The organism is Kitasatospora sp. NBC_00374 (assembly GCF_041434935.1).
Classification (GTDB): domain Bacteria; phylum Actinomycetota; class Actinomycetes; order Streptomycetales; family Streptomycetaceae; genus Kitasatospora.
This window is the reverse complement of the sequence record NZ_CP107964.1, coordinates 1,895,039-1,920,957: the sequence shown is the minus strand read 5'-3', so window position 1 is coordinate 1,920,957 and position 25,919 is coordinate 1,895,039. Positions and strand designations below refer to the sequence as shown.

Below are 25,919 nucleotides of genomic sequence, written 5' to 3'. Positions count from 1 at the left end.
CCCTGTGTGCGCCGACGCCCCCCAAGCGGTAGCCTTCGGTGATTCCGGCGCCCGGGCGCCTGAGCAGGACCAAACCGACCCCGGCGACGGAAATCCCGTTGCCTCGACGACCGCCGCAACGGATGCTGACCTCATGTTCGAGCCAGTGATAGCGCCCAGTGCCAGCCTCCTCGGCCTCCTCCAGCGAGGCCGCGGTGACGGGCAACTGCATGCCCTGGCCGCCGACCGCGACGAGGCGATCGCCGCCCTGGAGCAGTGCGTCACCGAGGACCCCCGCGCCGACTGGCAGATCGAGAACCGCTCCCTCTACTACGCCCGCCTCTACATGGAGCTGGAGGCGCCGCTCACCGGCATCGAGCTGCACCTGCACTCCGTCGAGGACGGCATCGACCAGGACGACGCCCGCACCGGGCTCGCCCTCGCCGTCCTCGGCCACCTCGCCGCCTACGGCCGCCGCGACGCCCTGGACCTGCTGCGCGGCTACGCGGCCGTCGGCTCCAACTGGGCCTGGGCGCTCGACGAGCTCGCCCTGCGGGACGAGGACCCGTCCCTGCTCCGGCTCGCCCCCTCCGTGCTGCGCCGGTTCCCCGAGGGCCCGGAGGGCGACGCCGAGCTGCGCGCCGCCATCAGAGCCGCGTACGAGCCGCGCCCCTGGCGGCTGTGGGCCGCCCACCACCCGCGGATCGCCGCCGCGAGCGAGCAGTCCCCCTTCGACCTGTGGCAGCGCCAGCTCGGCCGTTCGGTGGTCACCCCAGGCTGGAGCACCGCCGACGTGCTCGCCTGGGCCGACCAGAGCGACCCGGCCGCCGCCGACCCCGAGGCGCCCGCCCGCCGCGCCGCCGCCGCGGCCCGCTGCCTGACCGCCGTCGTCCGGCCCGAGGATCGCCCGGCCCTGCTGGAGGCCGCCCGGACCGGGGGCCCCGGTGCCCGTACCGCCGTCCTGCGCCACCTGGTCGAGCAGCGGGATCCGGCCGCCGCCGAGCTGATCGAGGCCGCCACCGCCGACGTGGACGAGCGGGTGGTCGCCGCCGCCCTGGAGGTGCTCGGCCGGATGCGCGGCCCCGAGGCCCTGGGCCACGCCCGCCGCTGGGCGGACCCGGCCGGCGGCGGCGCCGACAGCGCCCTGGGCGAGGCGGCCTGCCAGCTGCTCGCCGACGCCGGCGAGAGCGCCGACGGCCCGCTGGTGGTGGCCGCGCTGCGGCGCTGGATCTCCGTCCGCGGTGTGACCGGAAACGGCCTGGCCTCGTTGGTCGACGGTGCGGGGCGGCTGGCCGCCGCCGGAGCCGTCCCCGCCCTGCGCCACGTCTACGGCGAGGCCGTCTCCTCGGAGCTGCGCGGCCGCGCGGCCCGCGCGCTCGCCGTCATCGACCCGCACTTCGGTGAGGGCCCCGCCGTCGAGTGCCTCTGGGACTGCGAGGAGGCCACCCGCGAGCTGGCCGCCCGCCATGTCACCACCACCGGCGACGCCCGCGTCCTGGAGCGGCTGCGCCGCCTGGCCGCGGACCCGGCCGAGGAGGCCGAGGTGCACGCCGCCGTGCGCGGCCGGCTGACGGCCCGCGACCGCACGTAGCCGCCGTTCGCCGGGGCCGTGCCCCGGCGTGTCCGGGGGAAGCGGCCGGCCCGGCCCGCGCCGTACGGGATGATGGCCCCAGTCCGCGCCCGTCCCTCGGCCCCTGGAGTGTCCGGCCCATGAATCGTTCCCGTCAGCTCGCCCGCGCAGCCGTGGTGGCCGCCGCCCTGGCGGGGGTGTCGGCCCTCGCGGGCCCGGCGTTCGCCCATGTCGAGGTCACGTCGGCCACGCCGCAGGCCCTGGCCGTGGATGCGGTGGTGGCCTTCGACGCCGAGGGCGAGTCCGCCTCGGCCGGTATCAAGGAGGTCCGGGTGGTGCTGCCGGCCGGGCTGGCGGCCGCCGACGTGAGCCTCGCCGAGGGCCCCGCCGGCTGGACGCTGAGCCCGGCCGAGGACGGGTACACCGTGGCCGGTCCGGCGCTGGCACCGGGCGAGAACGCCGAGTACAAGATCAAGGTCCGGCAGCTGCCGGCCGCCGCGGAGCTGGCCTTCAAGTCGGTGGTGACGTACACCGACGGCCAGGCCGACCGCTGGATCGAGCTGCCGCAGGCCGGTGTCCAGCCGGCCCACCCCGCGCCGGTGCTGAAGCTGGCCGCCGCCGCGCCGGGCGCGGCGCCGCTGGCGACGAGCCCGACGCCAGCGCCCACACCGGCGCCCACGCCGCCGTCGGCCGAGGCCACGCCCGCGACACCCGCCGCCGCCCCCGTGCAGGCCTCGCCGAGCGCGCAGGCCGCGAGCACCCGGGACGGCTCCTCGGCCGGCCGCGCCGTGCTGGTCGGCGTGGTGGCCGTGCTGGCGCTCGCCGCGGGCGCCGTCCTCTGGCGCCGCCGGTCGGCGCGCGGCTGAGACGCCGACGGGCCCGCTCCCGCTGCCGCGGGGGCGGGCCCGTCCTGGGGTCCGGGGTCGGGGCGGGACCTACTCGACCGCGCCCGCGTCCGGGGCCAGGTAGCCGGTGCCGACCAGGGCGATCAGCACCACGCCGAGGACCACCCGGTACACCACGAACGGCATGAAGCTGTTGTGCGAGATGTACTTCAGGAACCAGGCGATCGCCGCGTAGCCCACCACGAAGGCGATCGCGGTGGCGAGCAGGGTCGGTCCCCAGGCCGGGGCCGGCCCTTCGCCGATCTTGAAGAGCTCCAGGGTGCCGGAGGCCAGTACGGCGGGGATGGCCAGCAGGAACGAGTAGCGGGCCGCGGCCTCCCGGCTGTAGCCCAGCAGCAGGCCGGCGCTGATCGTGCCGCCGGAGCGGGACACCCCGGGGATCAGGGCCAGCGCCTGGGCCAGGCCGTAGCCGACGGCGTGCGGCAGGGTGAGCGAGCTGATCGGCCGGGCGTTGCGGACGGCCCGGCTGCGGTCGGCGACCGCGAGGATCAGGCCGAAGACGATCAGCGTGGTGCCGATCACGCGGAGGTCGCGCAGCGAGGTCTCGATGGTGTGCTGGAACGCGGCGCCGAGGATGCCGATCGGCAGCGTACCCATGATCACGAACCAGCCGAGCCGGGCGTTCGGATCCTGCCGCCGATCCGGCCTGAACAGGGAGACCGTCCAGGCGGAGATGATCGCCGCGATGTCCTTGCGGAAGTAGATCAGTACCGCGGACTCGGTGCCGAGCTGGGTGACCGCCGTGAAAGCGGCGCCCGGGTCGTCCCAGCCGAGCAGCGCCGAGGAGACCCTCAGGTGGGCGCTGGAGGAGATCGGCAGGAACTCGGTGAGGCCCTGGATCAGGCCGAGCACGGCCCCGTGGAACCAGTCGATCACCGGACACCGGCCTGGGATATCGGTCGGCGGATGCGCATCGGCGGTCCTGTTCGTCGTCGCGGGTGGCATGCTGCAGCGGCACCCGGTCAGGACGCGTCAACGGCGCTGAGCACCGTGCGGCGCGGGTTGTGATGCTAGGCCGTGAAGATGACGTGAATCCGTCCGGGGCGTCAAGATCCTGTATGGCCCCCTCCCGGAGCGGCCGCCCGCGTGGGAGGCTGACGGGATGTCGACGAACAACTTCGCGCTCCGGTACGACAACTGGTTCACCAGGCTGGCGGTTCCGCTGGGGATGGGCCCGCGCAGGGCCGAGGTCCGGGTGGCCGGCGGGGTGCTGACGGTCCGGATGGGCTGGGCGTTCCGGGCCGGGATACCGCTCTCCGCGATCCGGTCGGCGGGGCCGGACGGGCGGGCGGTCAGCGGCTTCGGCGTCCACGGCTTCGGCGGGTACTGGCTGGTGAACGGCTCCGCCCGCGGGCTGGTCCGGCTGGAGCTGGAGCCGTCCGTCCGGGCCAGGGCCGTCCAGATGCCGGTCCGGCTGCGCGAACTCCGGCTCAGCGTCACCGATCCCGAGGCGTTCCTCGCCGCGGTGGCCCGCTGACCGCGTGGTTCGACCGACCACGCGGCCCGCTGACCGCGTGGCCCGCCAAGCGCATGGCTCGACCGACCGCGCTGCCCCGCCGACCGTCGCGCCTGCGGGATCCGGCCGGGGCCGGTGGGCCACCCTGGTACCGGACCAGGGGGCCGACGGACGGGAGCGGGCGATGGTGCAGACGGGATCGACGGGCGGACGGCTGGCGGGGAAGTCGGCGGTGGTGACCGGCGCGGCCAGGGGCATCGGCCGGGCCACCGCCGAACTGTTCGCCGCCGAGGGTGCCCGGCTGGTGGTGACCGACGTGGAGGCCGCGGCGCTGGAGAGCCTGCGCGCCCGGCTGGTGGCGGCCGGGGCGGAGGTCCGCGCGGTGGTCGGCGACGTCTCGGATCCGGGCGACGCCCGGCGGATGGTGGCGGAGGCCGTCACCGGATACGGCCGGATCGACGTCCTGGTCGCCAACGCCGGGATCCTGCCCCTGCAGAACGTGCTGGAGGCGACCCCGGAGGACTGGGACCGGGTGATGGCCGTCGACGGCCGAGGGATGTTCCTCACGTGCAAGTACGCGATCGAGCACATGGCGCCGGCCGGCGGCGGCTCGATCGTCTGCCTGTCCTCGATCTCCGGCCTGGCGGGGCAGTCGGGGCAGGCCGCCTACGGGCCGGCGAAGTTCGTCGCGAGCGGGCTGACGATGCACCTGGCGGTCGAGTGGGCGGCCCGGGGCATCCGGGTCAACGCGGTCGCCCCGGGCACCATCCGGACGGACCGGGTCCGGCGCCTCGCCGACGAGCCCGGCGGCCCCGAGTACCTGGACGCGATCGTGCTGCGGCATCCGATCGGCCGGCTGGGCGAACCGGAGGAGGTCGCCCGGGCGATCCTCTTCCTGGCCTCCGACGAGGCCTCGTTCGTCACCGGCGTGGTGCTGCCGGTGGACGGCGGCTATATGGCGCAGTGAGTCCGGCCCGTCCGGCAGGGCGTCCGTTCGCCCGGCGACGCGACGGCGCCGACCGGTGATCAGCCACCACGGCCATCGGGCCGGCTCGTCGGGTGTCCGGGGCCCCGGGTCCTCCGGTATCCCGGGCCTCACCCGAACGGCTCCAACGAGCCCGCCCTGGCCGGACGGGCGAGATCCCCGGTGGCGGGGGGCCGACAGGGGTGCGTGCGCGGCGTGCTGACGGAGCGCCGCCCCGGGCGGTGGCGGGCGGGAGCCACCGTCACCCGCACCGCCTCCACCCCGGCGGACCCGAACGCCGTGAACGACACGGGCAGCGCCACCTGCACCGTGCTCTCGGTCCTGCTGGTGCGCTGCTAGGGGCTGGGCCGGTCACCCGGCGGCCGGCGTGGCGGGCAGGGTGACCGTGAACGAGGCGCCGCCCTCGGGCCCGTGCCCGTCGACGGTGACGGTGCCGCCGAGCAGCCCGGTCAGGCGGTGCGCGATGGCCAGGCCCAGGCCGCTGCCGACCGGGCGGGTGGCCCGGTAGCGCCGGTGCAGGGCGCCGCTGTCGAAGGCGACCCGGACGTCCTCGTCGGTCAGGCCCGGCCCGCCGTCGCGGACCTGCAGTCGCGCGCCGCCGTCCGCGGCCGGTCCCACCGCGAGGACCAGGGGCCGTCCGCTCGGGGTGACCCGCAGCGCGTTCTGCACCAGGCCGTCGACCAGCTGCCGGACCCGGAAGGCGTCGGTGTCGGCGAGGACCGGGGCCCCGTCCGGCGCGAGCCGCTCCAGTCGCAGGTCGACACCGTTGCGCGCGCCGTGGCCGGCCCAGAAGGCCGCGGCCTCGGCGACCAGTGCGGTGAGGTCGGTCTCCGCCACCTCCAGCCGGAAGTCGTGGCCCTCCAGCCTGGCCAGGGCCAGCAGGTCGTCGAGGAACCGGTCCAGACGGCGGGTCTCGCCGGACAGGGTGGCGCCGACCTCGGGGAGCCGCTCCGGCTCGATCAGGCCGTCGGCCAGGGCCTCGGCGTAGCCCTGCAGGGCGGTCAGGGGAGTGCGCAGCTCGTGCGAGACCGAGAGGAGGAAGTCCCGCTGCCGGTTCTCGCTGCGCGCCAGCGCGTCGTCCAGGACGTTGAGGGCGTGTCCGATCTCCGCGGCCTCGCGGGTGCCGGCGACGGGGGCGCGCACGCCGCGCTCCCCGTCGGCGATCCGGTGCGCGACCCTGGCGGCCGCCGTGAGCGGGCGGGCGATGCGGCGCGCCATCAGGACGCCGGCCAGCGCCGCGCCGACCATGCCGACGACGAGCGGCAGGAGGGTGTTGCGGCGGATCCGGCTGGTGTTCTGCGCGACCACGGTGTACGGCTCGGTGAGGACCACGGCCCCGCCGCGTACGCCGGGCACGCCCACCAGGAGGACGTCCGCGCCGCCGAGGACACTGCCGCGGGAGACCGGCCGGCCGGCCAGCAGGTCCGCCTTGGCCGCGGTGTCGACGGCCGGGGCGGCGGTGCCGCCGACCGAGCCGTCGGGGGCGATGACGGCGAGTTCGACGCCGTTCGGCCCGCCGAGGGTCTGGGCGCCGTTGAAGAGCACCTCTGAGAGCGCGGGCAGCCGGCCGAGGACCGTCGCCTGCCGCACCAGCTGCTCGCGCTCGCGCTGCTCCGCGCTGTGGGCCGCCGTCTGCCAGGCGACGAGCCCGGTGAGGAGCACCGCGAGCGCCGCCACCACCGTGGTCAGCAGGATCAGATGGCGGGCGAGCGAGCCTCGCCCGGGATGGTCGCGGTTCACACGCCGGGGCCGGTCGCGCTGTACCCGACACCGCGGACGGTACGGATGGGGCTGGCGTCGCCGAGCTTGGCGCGCAGCTGCGAGACGAAGACGTCGACCATCCGGGTGTCGCGGTAGCCCGGGTAGCCCCAGACCTGCGCGAGCAGTTGCTCGCGGGTGAAGACCCGTCCCGGGCGCCGGAGCAGGTGGGCGATCAGGTTGAACTCGGTGGCGGTGAGCTCCACCGGCTCGCCGTCGCGGCGCACGGTACGGCTGTCGGGGTCGACGGTGAGCCGGCCGCCGCCGGCCGCCAGGACCGTCGGGGGGCCGGCCGCCGCCCGGCGCAGCACGGTCTTGACCCGGGCCACCAGCTCCCGCGGCGAGAAGGGCTTGGTGAGGTAGTCGTCCGCGCCCAGTTCCAGGCCGAGGATCCGGTCGGCCTCCTCGCCGCGCGCGGTCACCAGCAGCACCGGTGTCCAGTCACCCGCGTCGCGCAGGGCCCGGCAGAACGCCATGCCGTCCAGACCGGGCAGCCCGATGTCGAGCACGATCGCCACCGGGTGCATCCGCCTGGCGGCCGCCAGGCCGGCGTTCCCGTCGGTCTCGACGTGGACGCCGAAACCCTCGCGGGCCAGGTACAGCCGCTGCACGTCGGCGATGGCGCGCTCGTCCTCGACGACCAGCACGAGGCCCTTGGATCCGGTCATCACTGCCTCTCTCACGTGCGGAAACGTGATCGATGGTAGCCGCGGGGGCGGGCCCGGCCGCCGGGCGCGGCGATGCCCGTACATTCCCCGAACACGGCGCCAACGGTGTGCTCACCCGGCGCGCGCAGGATCGCGGCCCATGAACACCGAACCGGCCGAACGGCCCGGAACCCTCCACCGGCTCGGGCGCTGGTGTGCCCGGCGCTCCTGGTACGTCGTCACCGTCTGGACCCTTCTGCTCGGCGGGGTCGCGCTGGCGAACGGCGCCTGGGGCGGCTCCTTCGCGGACAGCTTCTCGCTGCCGGGCACCCGCGCCCAGACCGGGGCGGACCTGCTCGGGGCGCACGGCGGCCGTGGCGCCGCGGGCGTGAGCGCGCCCATCGTGCTGCGGAGCGACCAGGGGCCGCTCGGCGCGCACCGGGCCGCGGTCGACACCGCGGTGGCCAACCTCGGCCGGCTGCCGGAGGTGCTGTCGGTGGCCGACCCGCTCGGCACGCCGGGCGCGGTGTCCTCGAACGGCGCGATCGGCATGGTCACCGTCCGCTTCGCGGACAACCCGGCCGGCTTCGACCCCGGCTACGCGGCGCTGGTCGACGCCGCCGTCGAGCCGCTGCGCGCCGACCGGGTGACCGTCGAACTCGGCGCCCCGCTGGGTCAGTTGGCGGCACCGAAGTCGGCCGACCGGGCGTCGGAGGCGATCGGCCTGGGGGTCGCCGTGCTGGTGCTCCTGGTCGGGTTCGGCAGTGTGGCGGCGGCCGGGCTGCCGCTGCTGACGGCGGTGCTCGGCCTGGCGGCCGGGCTGGGCGGGCTCGGCCTGCTCGCCGCCCGGGTGGACTTCGCCCAGGCGGCTCCCACGCTCGCCGCGATGATGGGGCTCGGTGTCGGCATCGACTACGCCCTGTTCCTGGTGACCCGCCACCGGGCCCTGCTGCCCGACGCCGGGGACCCGGCCGAGGCGGCCGGGCGGGCGGTCGCCACCAGCGGCCGCGCGGTCCTGGTGGCGGCGACCACCGTCGCCATGGCCCTGGCGGGGCTCTTCGCCTCGGGTGTCGGGTTCATCGGCTCGCTCGGGGCCGCCGCCGGGCTGACCGTCCTGGTCGCCGCGGGGGCGTCGGTGACGCTGACCCCCGCGCTGCTGGGCCTGCTGGGGCACCGCATCGACCGCCTCCGGGTGCGCACCCCGGTCGCGGAGCCGGTCGGCGACTCGGACCTGTGGCACCGCTGGGCCGCCGCGGTCGGCCGCCGGCCGTGGGCCTTCCTGGTCTGCGGTCTGCTCACGCTCGGCGTGCTGGCCGTACCGGTCGCGTCGATGCGGCTCGGCCACGTCGACGCCGGTGCTCAGCCGGTCGGACGGACCGACCGCCGGGCCTACGACCTGATCAGCGAGGGCTTCGGCCCGGGGGCCAACGGGCCGTTCACGGTGGTGGTCCAGCTCGACAGCGGGCGGATGGCCGACCGGGCGCGGCGTCAGGAGCTCGCCGACGGGCTGCGGCGCGAGCTGGCCTCCACGGCAGGGGTCGCCGCCGTCACGGCCCCGGTGTCCGGCGCCGACGGAGTCCTGCTGATCGCCACCGTCACCCCGACGACCGGGCCGCAGGACGCCGCCACCACCCGCCTGTTCCACACGCTGCAGGACACGGTCGTGCCCGACGCACTCGCGCACACCGGCGCGGTCGGCTACGTCGCGGGCGGTACGGCCGCCGGGCTGACGTTCACGGACACGCTGGTCGCCAGGCTGCCGCTGATCATCGGTGTGGTCGTCGCGGCGGCGTTCCTGTTGCTGCTGACGGTGTTCCGCAGCCTGCTGGTCGCGGTCAAGGCCGCCGTGCTCAACCTGTTCTCCATCGCCGCCGCGTACGGCGTCGTCGTGGCGGTCTTCCAGTGGGGCTGGGGCGGCCCGCTGCTCGGCGTCACCGAGCGGGTGCCCGTCGAGTCGTACGTGCCGATGATGATGTTCGCGATCGCCTTCGGGCTCTCCATGGACTACGAGGTGTTCCTGCTGTCCCGGATCCGGGAGGCGTGGCTGGAACGGCGGGACAACCGCGCGGCCGTGGCCACCGGCCTGGCCGCGACGGCGCGGGTGATCACCTGCGCCGCGGTGATCATGACCAGTGTGTTCCTGGCGTTCCTGCTCTCCACCAGCGTGGTGGTCAAGATGCTTGCGCTGGGCCTGGGTGTCAGCGTCGTCGTGGACGCCACCGTCGTCCGCCTCCTGCTGGTGCCCGCCACCATGTACCTCTTCGGCCGCGCCAACTGGTGGCTGCCGGCCTGGCTGGACCGGCTCCTGCCGCACTTCGACCCCGAGGGGCCCGCCGCCGAGGGGGGTGCCGAGCGATGAGGACACTCCCCTCGCGGCCCGCGGCGGGGCGGCGCCGTCGTCGTCGCGCCGCCGTTCTCACCGCCGCCGCGGTCCTGACCGCCGTGGCCGCCGCGGGAACCGGCGAGTTCGCCGCACGCGGCCTGATCCGGGACCGCGTCCTCGCGGCGGCACCGGCGCTGGGCGGCGACCCGGTGATCCACCCGGGTGGCTCGGCGCTCTGGGACCTGCTCGACCGGCGGATCCCGCGACTCGACGTCAGCAGCGACGACGCCCGCGTCGGGCCGCTGTCGCACGCCTCGGTGCGTGCGCGTCTGGACGGCGTCGACCTCGGCGGCGGCACCGCCCGGGTCGCCGGCAGCCACGCCGAGGTGACCGTCCCGGTGGCGTCGATCGGCGCGGCGGTCCAGGACGCCGTCTCCTCGATGCCGGTCGGCGCGGTCACCGCCGATCCGGCCTCGGGGACGGTCGTGGTCGCCCTCGGCCGCGGCGGGATCGGCCGGCTGACCCTGCGCCCGACCGTCGACGGGGGCCGGGTCTCCTTCCCGGTCGCCGAGCTGACCCTGCTCGGCCGGGCCGTACCGCCCGAGCGTCTGGGTCCGGCGGCCGGCGGCCTCGGCCCGGCGGACGGTCCGCAGCGCCCCTACCCGCTCGGGCTGCGGGCCACCTCCGCGGCCGTCCTGGCGGACGGCGTACGGATCACCCTGGACGGCGGCGCCGCCGAGCTCGCCGCTCCCTGACGGCCCGGGGACGCGGGCCGGGGTACCGCGCCCCGACGACGCCCGTGGTCAGTACGGTCGGCCGGGCAGCAGCAGGAACCGCACCGGGGTGCCCGGCCGGGCCTGGGCGGCGGCGGCCAGGTCGGGCGCGGGCACCACGCCGACCACGGGGTAGCCGCCGGTGGTGGGGTGGTCGGCCAGGAAGACCACCGGCTGCCCGTCCGGCGGCACCTGGACGGCGCCCAGCACCATGCCCGCGCTGGGCAGTTCGCCCGGCCGGGCGCGCCGCAGGCCCGGGCCCTCGGTGCGCAGCGCCACCCGGTTGCTGGCGTCGGCGACGCGGTAGGTGTCCCGGGCCAGGCCCTGGACGGAGCCGAACCAGTCGGTGTGCGGCCCGAGCCGCAGCCGCAGGACCAGCTCGGCCGGGGGAGCGGCGGCCGGTACCAGCTCGGCGCGCGGACCGGCCACGGCCGGTCCGACCGGGAGCCGGTCACCGCTGGCCAGGGGCGCGGGGCCGAGCCCGGACAGCAGGTCCGTGGACCGGCTGCCGAGGACGGCGGGTACCGCCAGTCCGCCCGCGACCGCCAGGTAGCTGCGGACGCCGTGGGTCGCCGGTCCGACCTCGACCACGGCGCCGGCCGGGACACGGACGGCCGCGCCCCAGGCCGCCGGCCCGCCGTCGACGGTGACCGGCGCGGGTGCGCCGGCGACCGCCACCAGGACGGCGCCGAGCGCCCGCAGGGCGACCCCGCCGACGGTGGTCTCCAGCGCCGCCGCGCCGTCCGGGTTGCCGACCAGCCGGTTGGCGGCGCGCAGTGCGGGTTCGTCCAGCGCGCCGGCGCGCGGCACGCCCAGGTGGGCGACCCCGCGCCGGCCGAGGTCCTGCACGGTCGTCAGCGGGCCGGGCCGCACCACCTCCAGCTCAGCCACGGCCTGCCACCGGCCTGAACCGGACCCGGACGCCGGGCGCGAGCAGTGCGGGCGGTTCCCGGCCGAGGTCCCAGAGCGCGGCGGTGGTCCGCCCGAGCAGCTGCCAGCCGCCGGGGGAGGAGCGCGGATAGACGCCCGTGTACGGGCCGGCCAGCGCGACCGACCCGGCCGGCACCGAACTGCGCGGGGTGGCCCGGCGGGGCACCTCGTACCGGTCGGGCAGTCCGGTCAGGTAGCCGAAGCCCGGGGCGAAGCCGCAGAACGCGACCCGGTACTCGGCCTCGCTGTGGATCCGTACGGCCGCCTCGGCGGAGACGCCCCACAGTGCCGCGACCTCGGCCAGGTCGGCGCCGTCGTAACGGGTCGGGATCTCCACCAGCGGGCCGTCGGCGGGCGGGTGGTCGGGCAGCCGCCGGCCGGCCAGGGCGGCGGCCAGCGCGCGGCGGTCCGCCACCCCGTCGAGCAGGACGGTGCGGGCGGCCGGGACGATCTCGGTGACGGCCGGCAGCTCGGCCCGACAGGTGGTCAGCAGCGCGTACAGCGCGGCGACCTGCTCGGCCGAGTCGACCTCGACGAGCAGGGCGTCCTCGCCGACCGGCGTGACCCGCAGACCGGGCCGCCGTGGCCCGGTCCGTTCCCCCCGCGGCCCGGCCGGCATCAGACGAAGGCCTCCACCCGCACGCCGGCCGAGGCCAGTGCCCCGCGCACCCGCCAGGCGAGCTGCGCCGCGCCCGGGGTGTCGCCGTGCACGCACAGCGAGCGGGCCTCGACGTCGACCAGTTCGCCGCCGATCGCGGTGACCTCGCCGTCCCGGGCGATGCTCACCGCGCGGGCGATCACCGCCTCCGGGTCGTGCACCACGGCCTCCGGGTCGCGCCTCGGGACGAGGGTGCCCGCCCAGGTGTAGGCGCGGTCGGCGAAGGCTTCCGCCACCACCGGCAGGCCGACCCCCTCCGCCACCGCGAGCAGCCGTGAGCCGGGCAGTCCCAGCACCGGCAGCGGCCCGTCGCAGACGGCGCCGGCCCGCAGCACGCCGGAGACCACGGCCTCGGCCTGCTCGTTGTCCTGGACCACGCGGTTGTAGAGCGCGCCGTGCGGCTTGACGTACGAGACCCGGGAGCCGGCCGCGCGGGCGAAGACCTGGAGCGCGCCGATCTGGTAGGCGATCTCGTCGGCGAGTTCCTCCGGCGGTACGTCCATCGCCCGGCGTCCGAAGCCGGCCAGGTCCCGGTAGGAGACCTGGGCGCCGATCCGCACCCCGCGTTCGGCGGCCAGCGCGCACACCCGGCGCATGGTCGAGGGATCCCCGGCGTGAAAGCCGCACGCCACGTTGGCACTGGTCACCACCGACAGCAGTGCCTCGTCGTCCGTCAGCGTCCACCGCCCGAACCCCTCACCGAGGTCCGCGTTGAGATCGATCACCGTCTCGGTCACGCCTGCCCGCCTCCCAGCAGCTTCCTGCGCCGATCGTAGAGCCTGGGCGGCGGTGCGGTGACGCAGGTGGTCGACGGCGGGCGCGCGCCCCTCGGAAGGAGCGCGCGCCCTGCTGTCGGGCCGTCAGGCGGTCAGGTCCAGCGGGCGGGTGCGGACCGCCTCGGCCCACTCCAGCCGGCGGATGCCGCGCAGCACGACCAGCAGCGGGACCACACCGACGACACCGAACGACATGTCGACGAATCGCCAGTAGAGCGGGATGCCGCGGAGCGGACCGCAGATCAGCGCGAGGGGGATGACGCCGGCGCAGGCGATCATGGCCCACTTGATCACCCAGACGTTGCGCACCGGGTCCTTGAGCGGTCCCCAGAAGGCCACCGCGATCACCAGGTGGGCGAAGGCGAGCCAGTCGGTGCCGTAGGCGAGGAAGGGGTGGCGGGCGTTGGTCTCCGCCAGCGCGTCGCGGACCTGGACGGCCCGGTCGGCCAGGGCGGGGAACCGCTCGCCGATCGGGCCGCCGACGACCAGGTCGGCCAGCCAGCGGGTCTCGGTCTCCAGCGGGAAGGCGGTCAGACCGCTCAGCACCAGGCAGACGATGAAGATCCACAGCCACCGGCGGACGCTCCGGCGGACCTGCTCCGGGTTGTCGGTCATCTTCCGTACCCCCATGTCGACGCCACAGCCCGGGAACGCTCCCGACCTGCTCGGGGATGACCCTAGACCCAAAATTGAACGCGTTCAACACGGGCTGCGCGGAGGGGCAACCGGTACAACAGGGCTCGTTTCGGATGTTGTCGGTGCGAACCTCTACTGTTGTCCACCGTGACCGCCATCGCAGACCAGCCCGCCGACCAGCAGCTCCGGCCGGCCGCCGCAGCCGCCCGGCCCGCCCCCGGGCCCGCCGCCGACGAGGGGCTCGCCCGCCGGCTCAAGGCCCTGGCCTGCACCGCGCCGCTGCACGACCTGGACAGCCGCAAGGTCAACCTGGCCGGCGAGTACAGCTCGTACACCATGGCCGAGGTCGGTCTGGCCGCGATCGACCTCGTCACGCTCAACATGGACTTCGACACCGGCGCCGACCGGGACATAGTGCTCGGCCGCCTGCTGCCCCGGATCGCCGCCCAGAACCCGGGCCGGGCCACCACCGAGCACGAGCGGGTCGCCCGCTGGGTGCTGGAGTCGCTGATCAACGTCGGCAGCGTCGACCGCGGCTTCCGCGCCGTCTACGGCACCTTCGGCCCGGACGGCGGCTACGTCCGCCGCGACTACGACTTCAAGCTGATCGAGGAGGTCCCGGGCCCCGACGGCGGCGTCTACCTGCGCACCACCGACGAGGCCGTCAACGTCCTCGTCGGCGCACTCGACACCGACGTCACCTCCGCCCAGATCGCCGCCGAGGTCAAACTCGAGGTGCTGATCCGCCGCGGCCGCCTCGCCGACGCCCAGCTCGCCGCCGAACAGGCCCGCTACCGCACCGTCCAGTACGCCGAGACGCTGCGCCGCGCCCTGGAGGCCACCCGGCGCAACGTCCGCGCGGTCGACTGGATGGAGACCGTCCCCGACCTGATCGACGAGGCGCTCGACCACATCGCCGACCGCTACCGGCACGAGAACGCGATCCTCACCAACATCCGCAAGGCCCGCGACGAGGCCGAGGAGCCCGAGCACAAGCGCCGCGCCGCCGAGCTGGTCGACATCGTCAAGGACTGCATCCGCCGCCACACCCAGCTGCAGACCCGCCTGCTGGAGGCCGGCCCGCTGTTCCGCGCCGAGCAGGACCGTCAGGCCTTCGCCACCCCCGGCGCCCGCAGCGGCATCGACCTGTACGGGCACCTGCTCGCGCCGTTGCTCCAGCTCCCGGTCGACCGGGCCATCCGTCCCACCGACGCCTTCTTCGCCCGCGGCGCCGGGCTGCGGACGCCGGTCTCCGTCCGCGTCTGCGACCTGGTCGACCTGCTGCTCACCCCGCCCGTCGAGCGCGAGCACCTGGGCGCCGAGCTGCCCGAGCCCGACCTCGTCGCCACCCCGGACGACAGCCGCTTCTCCGAGGCCCAGCTGGAGTCCGCCCTCGACCTGCTCGACCTGCCCGCCGACGCCCCCCGCCGGCTCTCCGGTCTGCTCGCCGACGCCCGCCGCCGCGACCCCGACCTCCCGTACCTGGTCGCCCTGCTCGCCGTGCACGCCGCCAGCCCCCCGGTCGGCACCGCCTACCGCCAGGGCGAGGAGCGCCTGCTCTTCGCCGTCGACGACGGCACCCGCCTCGACGACCCCGAGTTCGGCGGCGCCGACCTCATCGTCGGCAGCGCCCTCCTCGACGCCGCGGGCATGGCCGCCGACCGCAAGGAGGCCGGCTGATGGCAGGCGCACCTGAACAACATCACTCGGCACCACCCCCGAAGAGCACCGGCACCAGCAGCGAACCCCCGGTCCCCACCCGCAAGGAGCCCCGCCCGTGATGACCCAGCACGACGCGGCGGCCTGGCCCTCCGAGTCCGAGCCCGCCGCCCCGGCCCCCCTCACCCCCGCCGACGTCGCGGACGCCGCCCGGCTGGTCTCCTTCGGCCTCCAGGCCAAGCTGCTGCCCGCCCGGTACGCCGAGTACGCCGAGCTGGTCCGCCGGCACCGGGAGGACCCGGGCTTCGCCCGGCTGGCCGACGCCGTCGCCACCGGTATGGGACTGGTGGTGCTGGAGGTGTCCCCCCGGGCCGGCATGGCCGTCGCCGCCGCCGAGGACTCCGTGTTCGCCGTCCGGATGGGCGACTACTCGCGCCGCGCCGCCTCCGAGTCCACCGACCGGTTCCTGCACGGCCTCGCCCACCTGGCCGTCGCCGCCCTGGCCTTCCCCCGTCCCGAGGACCTCGCCGACGAGGGCTACCTCGGCCGGGTCACCGTCAACGGCGTGGACGCCTTCGTCCGCCAGGCCTGCCGCCGGCTGGAGGAGCGCGCCGAGGCCGAGGGCGCCAACTCCGACCCGGCCAGCGACGCCCCCGGCCTGGAGGCCGCCTGGCGGGTCTGGGCCCGCCGCTCGGCCACCGGTGCCACCAAGGACGCCCGCCGGCTGTCCGGCTCCACCATCGGCATCGTCTCCAAGGCGGTGCTCTTCCTGGTCGACTCCGGCTTCCTGCAGAAGACCTCGGACGACGCCGGCGGCACCTACCGCACCACCGCCCGCTACCAGCTCCAGGTCCGCGACCTGGCCGGCAGCGCCGCGATGGCCGAGCTGACCGACCTGGGCGTGGTCCCGGTCACCGACGGCAGCCCGACGCTGCTGCCGCCCGACCACTCCGACGACCTGGTCGCCGACGCCGGCCTCCCGTTCCACGCGCTCTGAGCCCGAGTTCCACCCGCCCCGCCCTCTGGAGAACCGCCGCACATGTACGAGCTCAACCGGGTCCGCCTGTACTCGATCGGACCGGCCGGCGCACGCTATGCCGACACGGTGCTCGACCTGCGCGGCGTCGGCGAGCCGGTGGCCGAGCCCCGGCCGCAGCAGATCGGCCTGTTCGGCGAGGAGCCGGAGGGCCCGCAGCGCCGCCCGGCGCCCGCCGGCGTGCTGTTCCTGGAGAACGGCGGCGGCAAGTCCGTCCTGCTCAAGCTGATCTTCTCGGTCATGCTGCCCGGTCACCGCAACACCCTGGGCGGCGCCAGCTCCGGCGTGCTGCGCAAGTTCCTGCTGGCGGACGACTGCGGCCACGTCGCCCTGGAGTGGCAGCACACCGTCACCGGCGAACTGATCGTGGTCGGCAAGGTCAGCGAGTGGCGGGGCCGCCAGGTCTCGTCCGACCCGCGCAAGTTCGCCGAGACCTGGTACTCCTTCCGGCCCGGCCCCGGCCTCACGCTGGACTCCCTCCCGGTCGCCGAGCGTCCGAGCCTCGGCCCCGACAGCAGGGCCCGCGGCCGCCGCCGCACCATGAAGGGCTTCCGCGACTCCCTCACCGAGGCCGGCAAGGCCCACCCGCACCTCGACCTCGTCTTCGAGGACATCCACGACCGCTGGAACGAACACCTCGGCGAGCTCGGCCTCGACCCCGAGCTCTTCCGCTACCAGCGCGAGATGAACGCGGACGAGGGCGAGGCGGCCGGCCTGTTCGCGGTCAAGCACGACTCGGACTTCACCGACCTGCTGCTGCGCGCCGTCACCGACACCCGGGACACCGACGGCCTGGCCGACCTCGTCCACGGCTTCGCCGCGAAGCTCGGCCGCCGCTCGGAACTCACCGCCGAGCGGGACTTCACCGCCGGCTCGGTCGACCTGCTGCAGCGGATCATCGAGGCCACCACCGCCCGCGAGAGCGTCCGCGAGACGCACCGCACCGCCGAGCGCCGCACCCGACGCCTCGCCCAGGCCCTCGGCGCCCGGGCCGGCGTCGAGCGCAGCCGGGTGCACGACCTGGCGATCGAGGTCTCCGCCGCCGCGAGCGCCGTCACCGCCGCCGAGGCGGACCGCACCCGGCACTCCCTGATCACCGCCGAACTCACCTACCGGCACGCCACCCTGGGCCTCGCCGCCGCCACCACCGAGGCCGCCGGCCTGCGCCGCGAGCTGACCGAGGCCCGCACCCTGCACGCCGCCTGGCAGGCCGCCGAGGCCGTGCTGCGCCACCGCGCCGCCGCCGACCGCGCGGCCCGCGTCTCGGTCGCGATCCGGGAGGCCGAGCTCGACGCCGCCCCCGCGCTCGCCGCCCGGGCCCAGGCCGCCGGTGCGCTGGCCCGCGCCCTGGAGAGCGCCGCCCTCGCCGCCGAGACCAGGGCCGACCAGGAGGAACTGCGGGCCGGCGAGATCCAGCAGGACGGCTCCGCCGCCCAGGCCGAGGCCACCGCCGCCGCCACCGCCGCCCAGAAGGCCCGCAGCGAGGCCGAGCACCTGCGCCAGCGCCTGGCCGAGGTCGAGCAGGAGACCCAGGCCGCCGTCGAGGCCGGCTGGATCGACCCCGGCACCCAGGAGCCCGACCCGGCCCGCGCCGCCCTGCACGCCTCGGACGCCGAGAAGGCCGCCACCGCCGCGCTCGCCCAGGCCCGGACGGCCGCCGAGCAGTCCGCGGCCCGGGTCCGGGAGGCCGCCGCCGCCGAGGCCCGCGCCGAACTGGCCGCCGCCCGCGCCAGCGACGCCCGCACCGCGGCCCAGCGCGCGCTCGCCGCCGAGCAGCGCACCGCCGCCCAGCTCGCCGCCGAGCCCCGGCTCGCCGAGCTGCTCTCGCTCACCCCGTACCAGGAGGGCGGCGACGAGCAGGAGGGCTACCTGACGCCGCGGATCCTCGACGCCAACGCCGAGGACCTGCGCGACCGGCTCGACCAGTCCGTCGCCACCGCCGAGCGGACCCTGTTCGACCTCCGGACGGCGGCCGCCGACGACTCCCGGATCCTCGCCGCCCTCGGCGACGGCGGCCTGCTGCCGCCCGGCCCCGACGTGCTGGCCACCGTCGAGTACCTCGGCGAGCACGGCATCCCCGCACTGCCCGGCTGGCGCTACCTCGCGCAGTCCGTCGACCCGGCCGACCACGAGGCGATCCTGGCCGCCCGCCCGGAGCTGGTCGACGGCGTCGTGGTCACCGACCCGTCCTCGCTGGACCGCGCCCGCGAGGCCCTTCAGGCAGCCGCCCTGCTGCCCCGCTCGACCGTCGCCGTCGGCACCGCCGCCGCCCTGATCGCCCCGATCGAGGCCGAGCCCGCCTTCTTCCTGGTGCCGCCGAACCCGGCCATGCACGACGAGCGGGCCGCCGACGACGAGCGCCGCGAGCTGCGCACCCGCGCCACCGCCCGCGAGGAGCACATCCGCGAGCTCGCCGCCCGCCTCGGCGGCGACCGGGCGCTGGCCGCCCGGCTCGCCTCCTGGCACACCCAGTGCCCGCCCGGCACCCTCGCCGAGCTCGCCGAGGCCGCCCACGCCGCCGCCGAGCAGGCCGAGACGGCCGCCGGCGTACTCGCCACCCTCCGCGCCGAGCACGCCGAGGCCGAGGCCGACCACGCCACCGCCGCCGCCCGGCACGAGGAGCACCGCGAGGCCGCCCAGCAGGCCCGCCGATCCGCCGACGCCCTGGCCGGCCTGGCCTTCCGCCTGCGCGAGCGTGCCAACTGGACCAGGCGGCAGCGCGAACTCGCCGAGGACGCCGCCGAGTGCGAGCGCCGCCAGGCCGTCTGCACCGAACGGGCCCGCACCTGCGACGAGGACCGCCGGGCCGCCCAGCGCGCCGCCGACGACGCCCGCCGCACCGCCCGTACCCTGCGCGCCGAGCGGGCCGAGCTGGCCGGCCTCGCCGAGGACGCCCCCGAGCCGACCGGCCCCGCCGCCTCGCTGCCCGCGCTGCGCGAGGCCTACCGGGCCGCCTCCCAGGTCTACGAGAAGGTCGGCGTCGGCGCCGACCTGCGAGCCGAGCAGGCCCGCGCCGAGGGTGACGAGGCCGCCGCCACGGCCGAGCTCGACCGGCTCACCAACAAGGTCCGCACCCGCGCGGAGGAGCTGCTCGCCAGCCCCGACGGCGCCGACGGACCGGCCCGCCAGGCCGCGGCCACCCGCGCCGAGGAGCTGGTCGCCACCATCGAGGCCCGCGCCGCCACCGCCAGCGAGCAGCTCGGCCGGCTGCGCGGCGAGGCCGAGCGCTCCGCCCCCGTGAACGGCGAGGCGCACACCGAGCTGCCCGAGGATCTGGTCCCCACCGACCCCGAGCACGCCCAGACCCTGCTGCGCACCGCCACCGGCCGGCTCGCCGAGCGCCGGGAGCGGGTCGACGCGGCCCGCACCGACCACGCCGACCTGCAGCGCACCCTGGAGACCGCGCAGTCCGCCACCACCGATTTCGAGGAGCTGGCGGGCCAGCTCAGGGACGGCCTGCGGGAGCACACCGAGGAGTCCGAGCAGCCGGCCGAGCCCCACCTCGGCAGCCTGGCCGACGCCCGCGCCGCCGCCACCGACACCCGGCGGTCCCTGCGCACCGCCGCCACCGAGCTCACCGGCGCCGAACTCGCCGTCCGGGACGCCTCCGACGCGCTGGTCCGGCACGCCAACGCGGCCCGTTACGAGGCCGTCCGGACGCCTGCCCGGCACCAGATCCGCGAGCTGCCCGCCGCCGCCCTGCCCGACCACGCCGCCGCCTGGGCCGACGCGTTCGCGCCCCGGCTGCGGGTGCTCACCGACGAGCTGGCCCAGCTGGAGCGCAACCGCAGCAGCATCGTCGACCGGCTGCGCGGTCTGGTCGAGTCCTCGCTGGCCACCCTGCGCGCCGCCCAGCGGCTCTCCCGCCTCCCCGAGGGGCTGGGGGAGTGGTCCGGCCAGGAGTTCCTGCGGATCCGCTTCGAGGACCCGGACCAGACCCTGCTGGTCGAGCGCCTCGGTGAGGTGATCGACGAGGCCACCCGGGCCGCCGTCAAGAAGAACTCCGACCTGCGCCGCGACGGCATGTCCCTGCTGCTGCGCGGGGTCGCCGCCGCGATCGGCCCCAAGGGCGTCGGCGTGGAGATCCTCAAGCCCGACGCGGTGCTGCGCGCCGAGCGGGTGAGCGTCGGGCAGATGTCCGACGTCTTCTCCGGCGGCCAGCTGCTGACCGCCGCCATCGCGCTGTACTGCACGATGGCCGCGCTGCGCGCCAACGACCGCGGCCAGTCCCAGCTGCGGCACGCCGGCACGCTGTTCCTCGACAACCCGATCGGCCGGGCCAACGCGACCTACCTGCTGGAGCTCCAGCGGGCGGTGGCCGACGCGCTCGGCGTTCAGCTGATCTACACCACCGGCCTGTTCGACACCACCGCGCTGGCCGAGTTCCCGCTGGTCATCCGGCTGCGCAACGACGCCGACCTGCGGGCCGGCCTGAAGTACATCTCGGTGGAGGAGCACCTGCGTCCGGGCCTGCCGGCCGCCCAGGACCCGGACGGCCCGGCGATCCACGGCGAGATCACCGCGACCCGGATGTTCAAGCGCCCGGCCGAGGCGCCGGTGGCTGTTCCGGGGGACGCCTGACCGGTGTGAGCGGCCGGCGCCCCGGGGCGGCCGTCAGAGCGGTACGCCGCAGGCCAGCTTGGGGAGACCCTTGCCGTACCGCGAGTACCGGGGCAGCGTCAGCACGGTGCCGCCGGTGTCGGAGCAGCTACCGCCACCGGCCGTGGACCTGGGGGCGATCAGCTCCACCAGCTCGCGGATCCGGTACTCCGGGCGGTGTGCCCCGGTGCCGTCGCACCGTGTCTCGGCGACGGTCCGCCCGCCCGGGTCGCCGGTGGCGGCGTAGACGCAGTCACCCTTGATGATTTTGAACCCGCCGCCGTTCCCCGGGTCGCCGGGGTGCGGCTCCCGGAGTGTGCGCAGGCAGGCGTACGCCGTCATGGCGCCGTCGGTCCCCTGGGCGCCGGTCGCCCGGACGAGGTTCGCGGCGAGGTCGATCGTGAGGTCGGTGGTGTCCTCGCAGCCCGGTTCCGTCGTCGCGCTCTCCACGGTCACCACGACGGTCGGGGAGCGCCGCGTCACGGTGGCCACGGCGAGGGCGTCGGTGCAGGAGGCGACCCGGTACGTCGTGACGCCGCCGACCCTGGCGTCCCGGTCCGACACCGGTGCGGCGCACTGGCCCTGGGCGAAGTACGTGTCGGTCAGCTCGACCGACGTGGGCCGGGGGCTCGGGGTGGGGCTCGGAGTGGAGCTCGCGCCGGTGGTCGGCGTGGCGGGCACCGGCTGCGGGTCCGTGCCCGAGCAGGCGGTGAGCAGGACCGCGCAGAGCGCCGTCGCCCACAGGCCGGTCCGGCCGTGCTCATGTGTCCGCCCCGTCATGGTGACCCCCAGCTCGACCGGCTCTCCGGGATCAGCCTAGGTGAATGTCTGACTGCGCGTCAGTGTTTTGAGCTGACAGGTGTCACCGGTGTTCCGCGTGGCCGAGCAGCAGCGCCTGCGCCCGGTCCGGCGCTCCCGGGCGGTCCGCCAGGTCGGCGCAGACCAGTAGGACCTCCGCCGCCTCGCCGACCGCCAACAGCCGTCCGGCGAGGGTCAGTCCGTCCTTGAGCCGGTCGCCGAGCGGTGTGATCGACAGCACCGGCCCGGCCAGCCCCCAGCGGGCCGTGACCAGGCCGAGCGCGGCCGTCGGCGCGGACTGGAACAGCAGCGGCTTCGCCACCAGTGCCCCCGCCTCGACCGCCTCGGCCACCCGCGCGGCGGTCGTCCGGTCCCCGCCCAGCGAGGAGAGCAGCACCGCCGTCCGCTCGCCCCGCCCGGCCGGCGCCGGCGGTTCGCCGTAGTGCCGCCGCAGGCACTCCTCGGCGGCCGCCGCCACCAGGGGCGGGAAGCGGGAGTGCAGGAAGCGGCCCTGGTCCGGTCGGGCTTCCGGGACTCCGGGGGGTGGCCAGTGCGACTCGGCCAGCACGACGGGGCAGCCCTGACGATCGCTCATGCGGCTTCCAGCAGCAGGGCGGTGCAGGTGCCGCCGAATCCGGCGCTGAGATTGAGCGCGTACCGCGCCGCGGCGGGCCGGGGGCGGTCGAGCACCAGGTCGAGCCGGCAGTCCGGGTCCGGGCCCAGGTACCCCGCGTTGACCGGCAGCAGGCCGTGCCGCAGGGCCAGCGTGCAGACCGCCAGTTCGACCATCCCGGCCGCGGTCAGGCAGTGGCCGTGCAGCGGTTTGGTCGAACTGACCGGCACCCGGCCGACGTACGGCCCGAGCGCCCGGTGCAGCGCGGCCGCCTCGGCCGGGTCGAAGGAGGGTGTCGAAGTGGCGTGCGCGTTGACGTACCCGACCGCCTCCGGGCCGACACCTGCCCGGCGCAGCGCCGCCGCGACCGCCCGCGCGGTGCCGCGGCCCTCGGGGTGCGGCCGGGCGACATGGTGGGCGTCGCCCGCCTGCCCCCAGCCGGCCAGCCGGACCAGGGGTGCGGCCCCCCGGCGGCGGGCCTCCTCGGGCGTCTCGATCACCAGGGCCCCGGCGCCGTCGCCGAGCACCGGTCCCTGCCGGCCGGCGCTGAACGGCCGGGAGATCCCGTCCGGGGCCAGCACGCCCGCGCTGTCGAAGCAGGCGAAGCTGTCCGCGCCGACCAACTGGCCGGCCGCGACCACCACCCGCGGGTACTCGTCGAGGGCCAGTGACGCGGCGGCGTCCGCGACCGCGGAGCCCGCGGCGGCGCAGGCGTTGGTGTGGACCCGTTCCAGGCCGCGCAGGCCGCAGGCCGCGGCGAGCGCGGCGGTGGGCGGGTCGACGGGGCCGGTGAGATGCCGGGCCAGCAGCAGCGGGGTCGTGGCCCGTTCGTCCGCCGTCAACCCGGCCTGTGCGCAGGCGCGGTCGATCAGGGTGGCCAGTTCACCGGTCAGGTCCGGCTCCCCGGGCAGCGTGGCGGCGAACCGGGCCCGGCGGCCGGTGAGGTCGAATCTGGTCACCGGGGACAGCGCCGGTATACCGCCGAGCAGACCCTCCCAGAGCCGGTCGGTGCCGTGCCCGTACGCCGTCAGGGTGGCCAGGCCGGTGATCACGGTCATTCGGCCACCTCGCTCGGGCGGGCAGCGGGCCGTGGGTGAATGCCGATCTCGAAGAGGCGCATCGAGCAGGCACGTTATCACCGGGTTCGGTCAACTCTGCGCAGGGAAACACCGGTTGCGCCCCGACGATCGGGGCCGCCCGGCCCGGGTCGGTGGGTGCGGGCGGCGGTGCCGGGGTGTCAGGAGACGCGCTTGAGCTGCCAGGCGTTCTTGGTGTTGCTCGGGATGGAGGAGGACTGGCAGCCGCTGTCGTAGTACTCGCTCACCTGGACCCAGCCGGACGGCGGGAGGCTGGAGTTGCAGGCGTTGACGACGGTGCCGACCGGGTAGCCGGTGAGCTGCTTGAGCTGCCAGGAGTTCTTGTTGAAGCTCGGGTTCACGCTGTAGTTGCAGGAGCCGCTGTAGGAGATGGCGACCTGCACCCAGCCGGCCGGGGGCAGGCTGGAGGAACACGCGTTGACCGTGGTCCCGGCCGGGTAGCCGGTGAGCTGCTTCACCCGCTTCATGTTGGGGCTGAACGTCGAACCGCAGCTGAAGCTGTTCCACCACTGCACGTCGACCCAGCCGCTGGGCGTCCAGGAGGACTGGCAGAGGTCGGCGGTGTCGCCGGGGGCGGCCTGGGCGGCGGTGGACATCGGGACGGTCAGCGCGGCAGCGGTGCCGAGGACGACGGCGGCGGTGCGGAGGCGGGCGCGGAGAGGGCTCATGGGTGGCGGCTCCGGTTCACGGTGGGGTGGCTGTGCGGGGGAGTCCCCGTACCGTTCCTTCCTAACGTGACGGGGACACGACCAACAGCAGCTTTCCGGCCCGCCGGTGAGCCTGCCGCCGATGAGGTGATGCCTGGTCAGCGGGGTCGGGCCGGTGTGGCCGGACGGGGTCGGCGGGACTCGGCCGGACCGCAAGTTCCCTTCGGGGCAGTGGAATCCGGCGTGAACGGACGGTGTGCGCTCTCCTGTGCGCCAGCTGGCGACAACTCACCCTTTCATCGCGCCAGCTGATGTGTATGGCCTCCCGTTCCTGGAGGCCCGGGAGGTCCGTTGGGCCCGGGAGGTGCGGGAGGCCCGGGTCGCTCCCGGGGTCCGACCTCGCACCACAGCACCCCGCCGTTGCGCGTGCTGTGCCCGAACCGGTCGGCCAGCCGCAGTGCCGGCAGGACGACCGAGATCCGCTCCGGGTCCCGCGGCGCGGGCGTGGTCAGCAGGTACCCGGACCGCGACCCGACCAGGAACACCCGGGCCCCGGCCGCCTCGGCCAGTGCGGCGGCGATCCCCATCGCCCGCTCACGCACGCCGCGCACCGCCGTCCCGCCGCGCACCGCCGTCCCGCCCCGCGGCTCCGTCCCGGCGTGCGGGCCGGACTTCGGCGGGAGCGGCCGTCCACTCGATCCCGCCGCCGTGCGGCCGGAGGTACCAGAGTCCGCCGTTCTCGCCGCGGAACTCGCCCGCCCGGTCCCGCCGTAGGTCGTGGACCGGGTCGCCGATGCCTGGACGCCAGTTCGACGACCGTGTACTGCCGTTGCTCATGGTGCAGGAGTCCTTCCCTGAGGCGGCCCGGCAGGTGGTCCGTGGCCGATCGTCACGTTCTGTACCTCAAGCGTCGCTCTGGGAAGCTAGCCTTGGCCAGAGGTGACGACCCGACAGCCGCACTGTCGGCATGGAGGTGCTCAGCGATGGCCGGCCCACGCGATCTCGATCCGTCCGAATCCCCGAAAGCCTTCTACGGCGCGGAACTCCGCCGACTGCGCGAGGCCAGGGGCCTGAGCCAGGAGGCCCTCGGCGAGCTGGTCTTCCACTCCGGCGCGTACATCGGCTACCTGGAGGCGGCCGCCCGCAAGCCGCAGAAGGACCTCTCCGAGCGCCTCGACGCGGTGCTCGGCACGGACGGCTTCTTCCAGCGCCTCTACCCGCTGGTCGCCCGCTCACGGCACGCCGCCTACTTCGCCCAGGCCGCCGAACTCGAAGCCACCGCGGAGACCATCTGCGAGTACGCGCCCGCCCTGGTGCCCGGCCTGCTGCAGACCGCGGACTACGCCCGCGCCGTGATCCGCGCGGCACTGCCCTTCGCCGCCGGGCCCGAGGTCGACGCGAGCGTCGCCGCCCGGCTCGAACGGGCCCGGATCTTGGACGGTCCAACAGCACCGCAGTTGTGGGTGATCCTGCACGAGACCGTCCTGCGGACCCCGGTCGGCGGGGCCGCCGTGATGGCCGAGGAGCTGCGCCACGTGGTCGCGGTGGCGCGCGAGGGGAAGGCCCTGGTGCAGGTCCTGCCGTTCTCGGCCGCGGCGCACGCGATGATGGCCGGGTTCGTCTCCCTGATGACCTTCGAGGAGGCGCCGCCCGCCGCGTACGTGGAGGGGTTGCACTCGGGCCAACTGCTGGACGATCCGGGCGTGGTGGCCAGGTGCCAGAGGTCGTACGATCTGGTCAGGGCTGCCGCGCTGTCGCCGGAGGCATCCCTCCGAGCGATCGAGGCGACGGCGGAGGAGTACGAGGATGCCCACCACGTCTGAGCCGAACACCGCCGTCTGGCGCAAGTCGAGCCACAGCGACGGCACCGGCGGCAGCTGCGTCGAGGTCGACGACACGACGCCCGGCCTGGTCCGCGACAGCAAGGACCCGGACGGCCCCCGGCTCGCCTTCGCGCCCGCCTCCTGGCAGGCGTTCGTCACCGCCGTCGCCCGCGGGGAGTTCGGCGAGCTCTGACCGCCCGGCGCGGCGGGGCCGGGCGGGCATTCCGCTTCCGCGGCACACACCGTGAACG

At 75.9% G+C, this 25,919-nt stretch carries 24 protein-coding genes; 12 read left to right on the top strand and 12 right to left on the bottom strand.

What is annotated here, in order from left to right:
* The first annotated feature begins 133 nt into the window (after nt 1–133).
* Together OG871_RS08480 and OG871_RS08475 are read left to right on the top strand one after the other, a co-directional pair.
* A complete protein-coding gene (locus OG871_RS08480) occupies nt 134–1,570 on the top strand; it encodes a HEAT repeat domain-containing protein (RefSeq protein WP_371495568.1) in 1,437 nt (478 codons plus the stop codon).
* Between the two features lie 119 nt (nt 1,571–1,689).
* On the top strand, nt 1,690–2,415 hold the full coding sequence (locus OG871_RS08475; RefSeq protein WP_371495566.1) for a DUF1775 domain-containing protein: 726 nt from the start codon (nt 1,690–1,692) through the stop codon (nt 2,413–2,415).
* A gap of 69 nt (nt 2,416–2,484) precedes the next feature.
* Here the strand turns inward: OG871_RS08475 and OG871_RS08470 are convergent, their stop codons facing one another.
* Nucleotides 2,485–3,327: an undecaprenyl-diphosphate phosphatase gene (locus tag OG871_RS08470; protein WP_371503244.1), complete on the bottom strand. Its 843-nt coding sequence runs from the start codon at nt 3,325–3,327 to the stop codon at nt 2,485–2,487.
* A 229-nt stretch (nt 3,328–3,556) separates the two neighbouring features.
* Here OG871_RS08470 and OG871_RS08465 point away from each other — a divergent pair, with 229 nt between their 5' ends.
* The 3 genes from OG871_RS08465 to OG871_RS08455 all read left to right on the top strand — a co-directional run bounded on the left by OG871_RS08465 (nt 3,557) and on the right by OG871_RS08455 (nt 5,234).
* On the top strand, nt 3,557–3,931 hold the full coding sequence (locus tag OG871_RS08465; protein ID WP_371495564.1) for a hypothetical protein: 375 nt from the start codon (nt 3,557–3,559) through the stop codon (nt 3,929–3,931).
* A gap of 163 nt (nt 3,932–4,094) precedes the next feature.
* Entirely contained in the window at nt 4,095–4,877 is a 783-nt protein-coding gene (locus tag OG871_RS08460; RefSeq protein ID WP_371495562.1) for an SDR family NAD(P)-dependent oxidoreductase, read from the top strand.
* Between the two features lie 213 nt (nt 4,878–5,090).
* Entirely contained in the window at nt 5,091–5,234 is a 144-nt protein-coding gene (locus OG871_RS08455; protein WP_371495560.1) for a hypothetical protein, read from the top strand.
* Nucleotides 5,235–5,246: 12 nt separating this feature from the next.
* Here the strand turns inward: OG871_RS08455 and OG871_RS08450 are convergent, their stop codons facing one another.
* Together OG871_RS08450 and OG871_RS08445 are read right to left on the bottom strand one after the other, a co-directional pair.
* Nucleotides 5,247–6,635, bottom strand: a complete 1,389-nt coding sequence (locus OG871_RS08450) for an ATP-binding protein (RefSeq protein WP_371495558.1) — start codon at nt 6,633–6,635, stop codon at nt 5,247–5,249.
* A complete protein-coding gene (locus OG871_RS08445) occupies nt 6,632–7,321 on the bottom strand; it encodes a response regulator transcription factor (protein WP_371495556.1) in 690 nt (229 codons plus the stop codon). Before OG871_RS08445 ends, OG871_RS08450 begins: the two co-directional genes overlap by 4 nt.
* Nucleotides 7,322–7,460: 139 nt before the next feature.
* Here OG871_RS08445 and OG871_RS08440 point away from each other — a divergent pair, with 139 nt between their 5' ends.
* Nucleotides 7,461–9,659 carry an MMPL family transporter gene (locus OG871_RS08440; RefSeq protein WP_371495554.1) on the top strand — a complete coding sequence of 733 codons (2,199 nt, stop codon included), beginning with the start codon at nt 7,461–7,463 and terminating at the stop codon, nt 9,657–9,659.
* Nucleotides 9,656–10,378, top strand: a complete 723-nt coding sequence (locus tag OG871_RS08435; protein ID WP_371495552.1) for an LmeA family phospholipid-binding protein — start codon at nt 9,656–9,658, stop codon at nt 10,376–10,378. Before OG871_RS08440 ends, OG871_RS08435 begins: the two co-directional genes overlap by 4 nt.
* 48 nt (nt 10,379–10,426) lie before the next feature.
* On the opposite strand, the gene OG871_RS08430 is transcribed toward OG871_RS08435, so the two are convergent.
* The 4 genes from OG871_RS08430 to OG871_RS08415 all read right to left on the bottom strand — a co-directional run bounded on the left by OG871_RS08430 (nt 10,427) and on the right by OG871_RS08415 (nt 13,375).
* Nucleotides 10,427–11,287 carry a biotin-dependent carboxyltransferase family protein gene (locus OG871_RS08430; protein ID WP_371495550.1) on the bottom strand — a complete coding sequence of 287 codons (861 nt, stop codon included), beginning with the start codon at nt 11,285–11,287 and terminating at the stop codon, nt 10,427–10,429.
* Nucleotides 11,280–11,945 (bottom strand): 5-oxoprolinase subunit PxpB, encoded by a 666-nt coding sequence (pxpB, locus tag OG871_RS08425; protein WP_371495548.1) that lies wholly within the window; start codon nt 11,943–11,945, stop codon nt 11,280–11,282. The genes OG871_RS08430 and pxpB overlap by 8 nt, the downstream gene beginning before the upstream one ends.
* Nucleotides 11,945–12,721, bottom strand: a complete 777-nt coding sequence (locus tag OG871_RS08420) for a LamB/YcsF family protein (RefSeq protein WP_371495546.1) — start codon at nt 12,719–12,721, stop codon at nt 11,945–11,947. The genes pxpB and OG871_RS08420 overlap by 1 nt, the downstream gene beginning before the upstream one ends.
* A gap of 123 nt (nt 12,722–12,844) precedes the next feature.
* Nucleotides 12,845–13,375, bottom strand: a complete 531-nt coding sequence (locus tag OG871_RS08415) for a hypothetical protein (protein WP_371495545.1) — start codon at nt 13,373–13,375, stop codon at nt 12,845–12,847.
* A gap of 168 nt (nt 13,376–13,543) precedes the next feature.
* Here OG871_RS08415 and OG871_RS08410 point away from each other — a divergent pair, with 168 nt between their 5' ends.
* The 3 genes from OG871_RS08410 (at nt 13,544) to OG871_RS08400 (ending at nt 20,672) form a co-directional block, all read left to right on the top strand.
* Nucleotides 13,544–15,076: a hypothetical protein gene (locus OG871_RS08410; protein ID WP_371495543.1), complete on the top strand. Its 1,533-nt coding sequence runs from the start codon at nt 13,544–13,546 to the stop codon at nt 15,074–15,076.
* A gap of 100 nt (nt 15,077–15,176) precedes the next feature.
* Nucleotides 15,177–16,052 carry a hypothetical protein gene (locus tag OG871_RS08405; protein WP_371495542.1) on the top strand — a complete coding sequence of 292 codons (876 nt, stop codon included), beginning with the start codon at nt 15,177–15,179 and terminating at the stop codon, nt 16,050–16,052.
* Between the two features lie 42 nt (nt 16,053–16,094).
* Complete coding sequence (locus OG871_RS08400; RefSeq protein ID WP_371495540.1) at nt 16,095–20,672, top strand: hypothetical protein; 4,578 nt, start codon at nt 16,095–16,097, stop codon at nt 20,670–20,672.
* A gap of 33 nt (nt 20,673–20,705) precedes the next feature.
* On the opposite strand, the gene OG871_RS08395 is transcribed toward OG871_RS08400, so the two are convergent.
* The 5 genes from OG871_RS08395 to OG871_RS08375 all read right to left on the bottom strand — a co-directional run bounded on the left by OG871_RS08395 (nt 20,706) and on the right by OG871_RS08375 (nt 24,682).
* Complete coding sequence (locus OG871_RS08395) at nt 20,706–21,470, bottom strand: hypothetical protein (RefSeq protein WP_371495538.1); 765 nt, start codon at nt 21,468–21,470, stop codon at nt 20,706–20,708.
* Nucleotides 21,471–21,552: 82 nt separating this feature from the next.
* Nucleotides 21,553–22,083, bottom strand: a complete 531-nt coding sequence (locus OG871_RS08390; protein ID WP_371495536.1) for a hypothetical protein — start codon at nt 22,081–22,083, stop codon at nt 21,553–21,555.
* On the bottom strand, nt 22,080–23,159 hold the full coding sequence (locus OG871_RS08385) for a beta-ketoacyl synthase (RefSeq protein WP_371495534.1): 1,080 nt from the start codon (nt 23,157–23,159) through the stop codon (nt 22,080–22,082). The genes OG871_RS08390 and OG871_RS08385 overlap by 4 nt, the downstream gene beginning before the upstream one ends.
* Nucleotides 23,160–23,338: 179 nt before the next feature.
* Entirely contained in the window at nt 23,339–23,866 is a 528-nt protein-coding gene (locus OG871_RS08380; protein WP_371495532.1) for a hypothetical protein, read from the bottom strand.
* A 573-nt stretch (nt 23,867–24,439) separates the two neighbouring features.
* A complete protein-coding gene (locus OG871_RS08375) occupies nt 24,440–24,682 on the bottom strand; it encodes a hypothetical protein (protein ID WP_371495530.1) in 243 nt (80 codons plus the stop codon).
* A gap of 146 nt (nt 24,683–24,828) precedes the next feature.
* Here OG871_RS08375 and OG871_RS08370 point away from each other — a divergent pair, with 146 nt between their 5' ends.
* Complete coding sequence (locus OG871_RS08370) at nt 24,829–25,668, top strand: helix-turn-helix transcriptional regulator (RefSeq protein ID WP_371495528.1); 840 nt, start codon at nt 24,829–24,831, stop codon at nt 25,666–25,668.
* A complete protein-coding gene (locus OG871_RS08365; protein WP_371495526.1) occupies nt 25,652–25,861 on the top strand; it encodes a DUF397 domain-containing protein in 210 nt (69 codons plus the stop codon). Before OG871_RS08370 ends, OG871_RS08365 begins: the two co-directional genes overlap by 17 nt.
* The last annotated feature ends 58 nt before the right edge of the window (nt 25,862–25,919 follow it).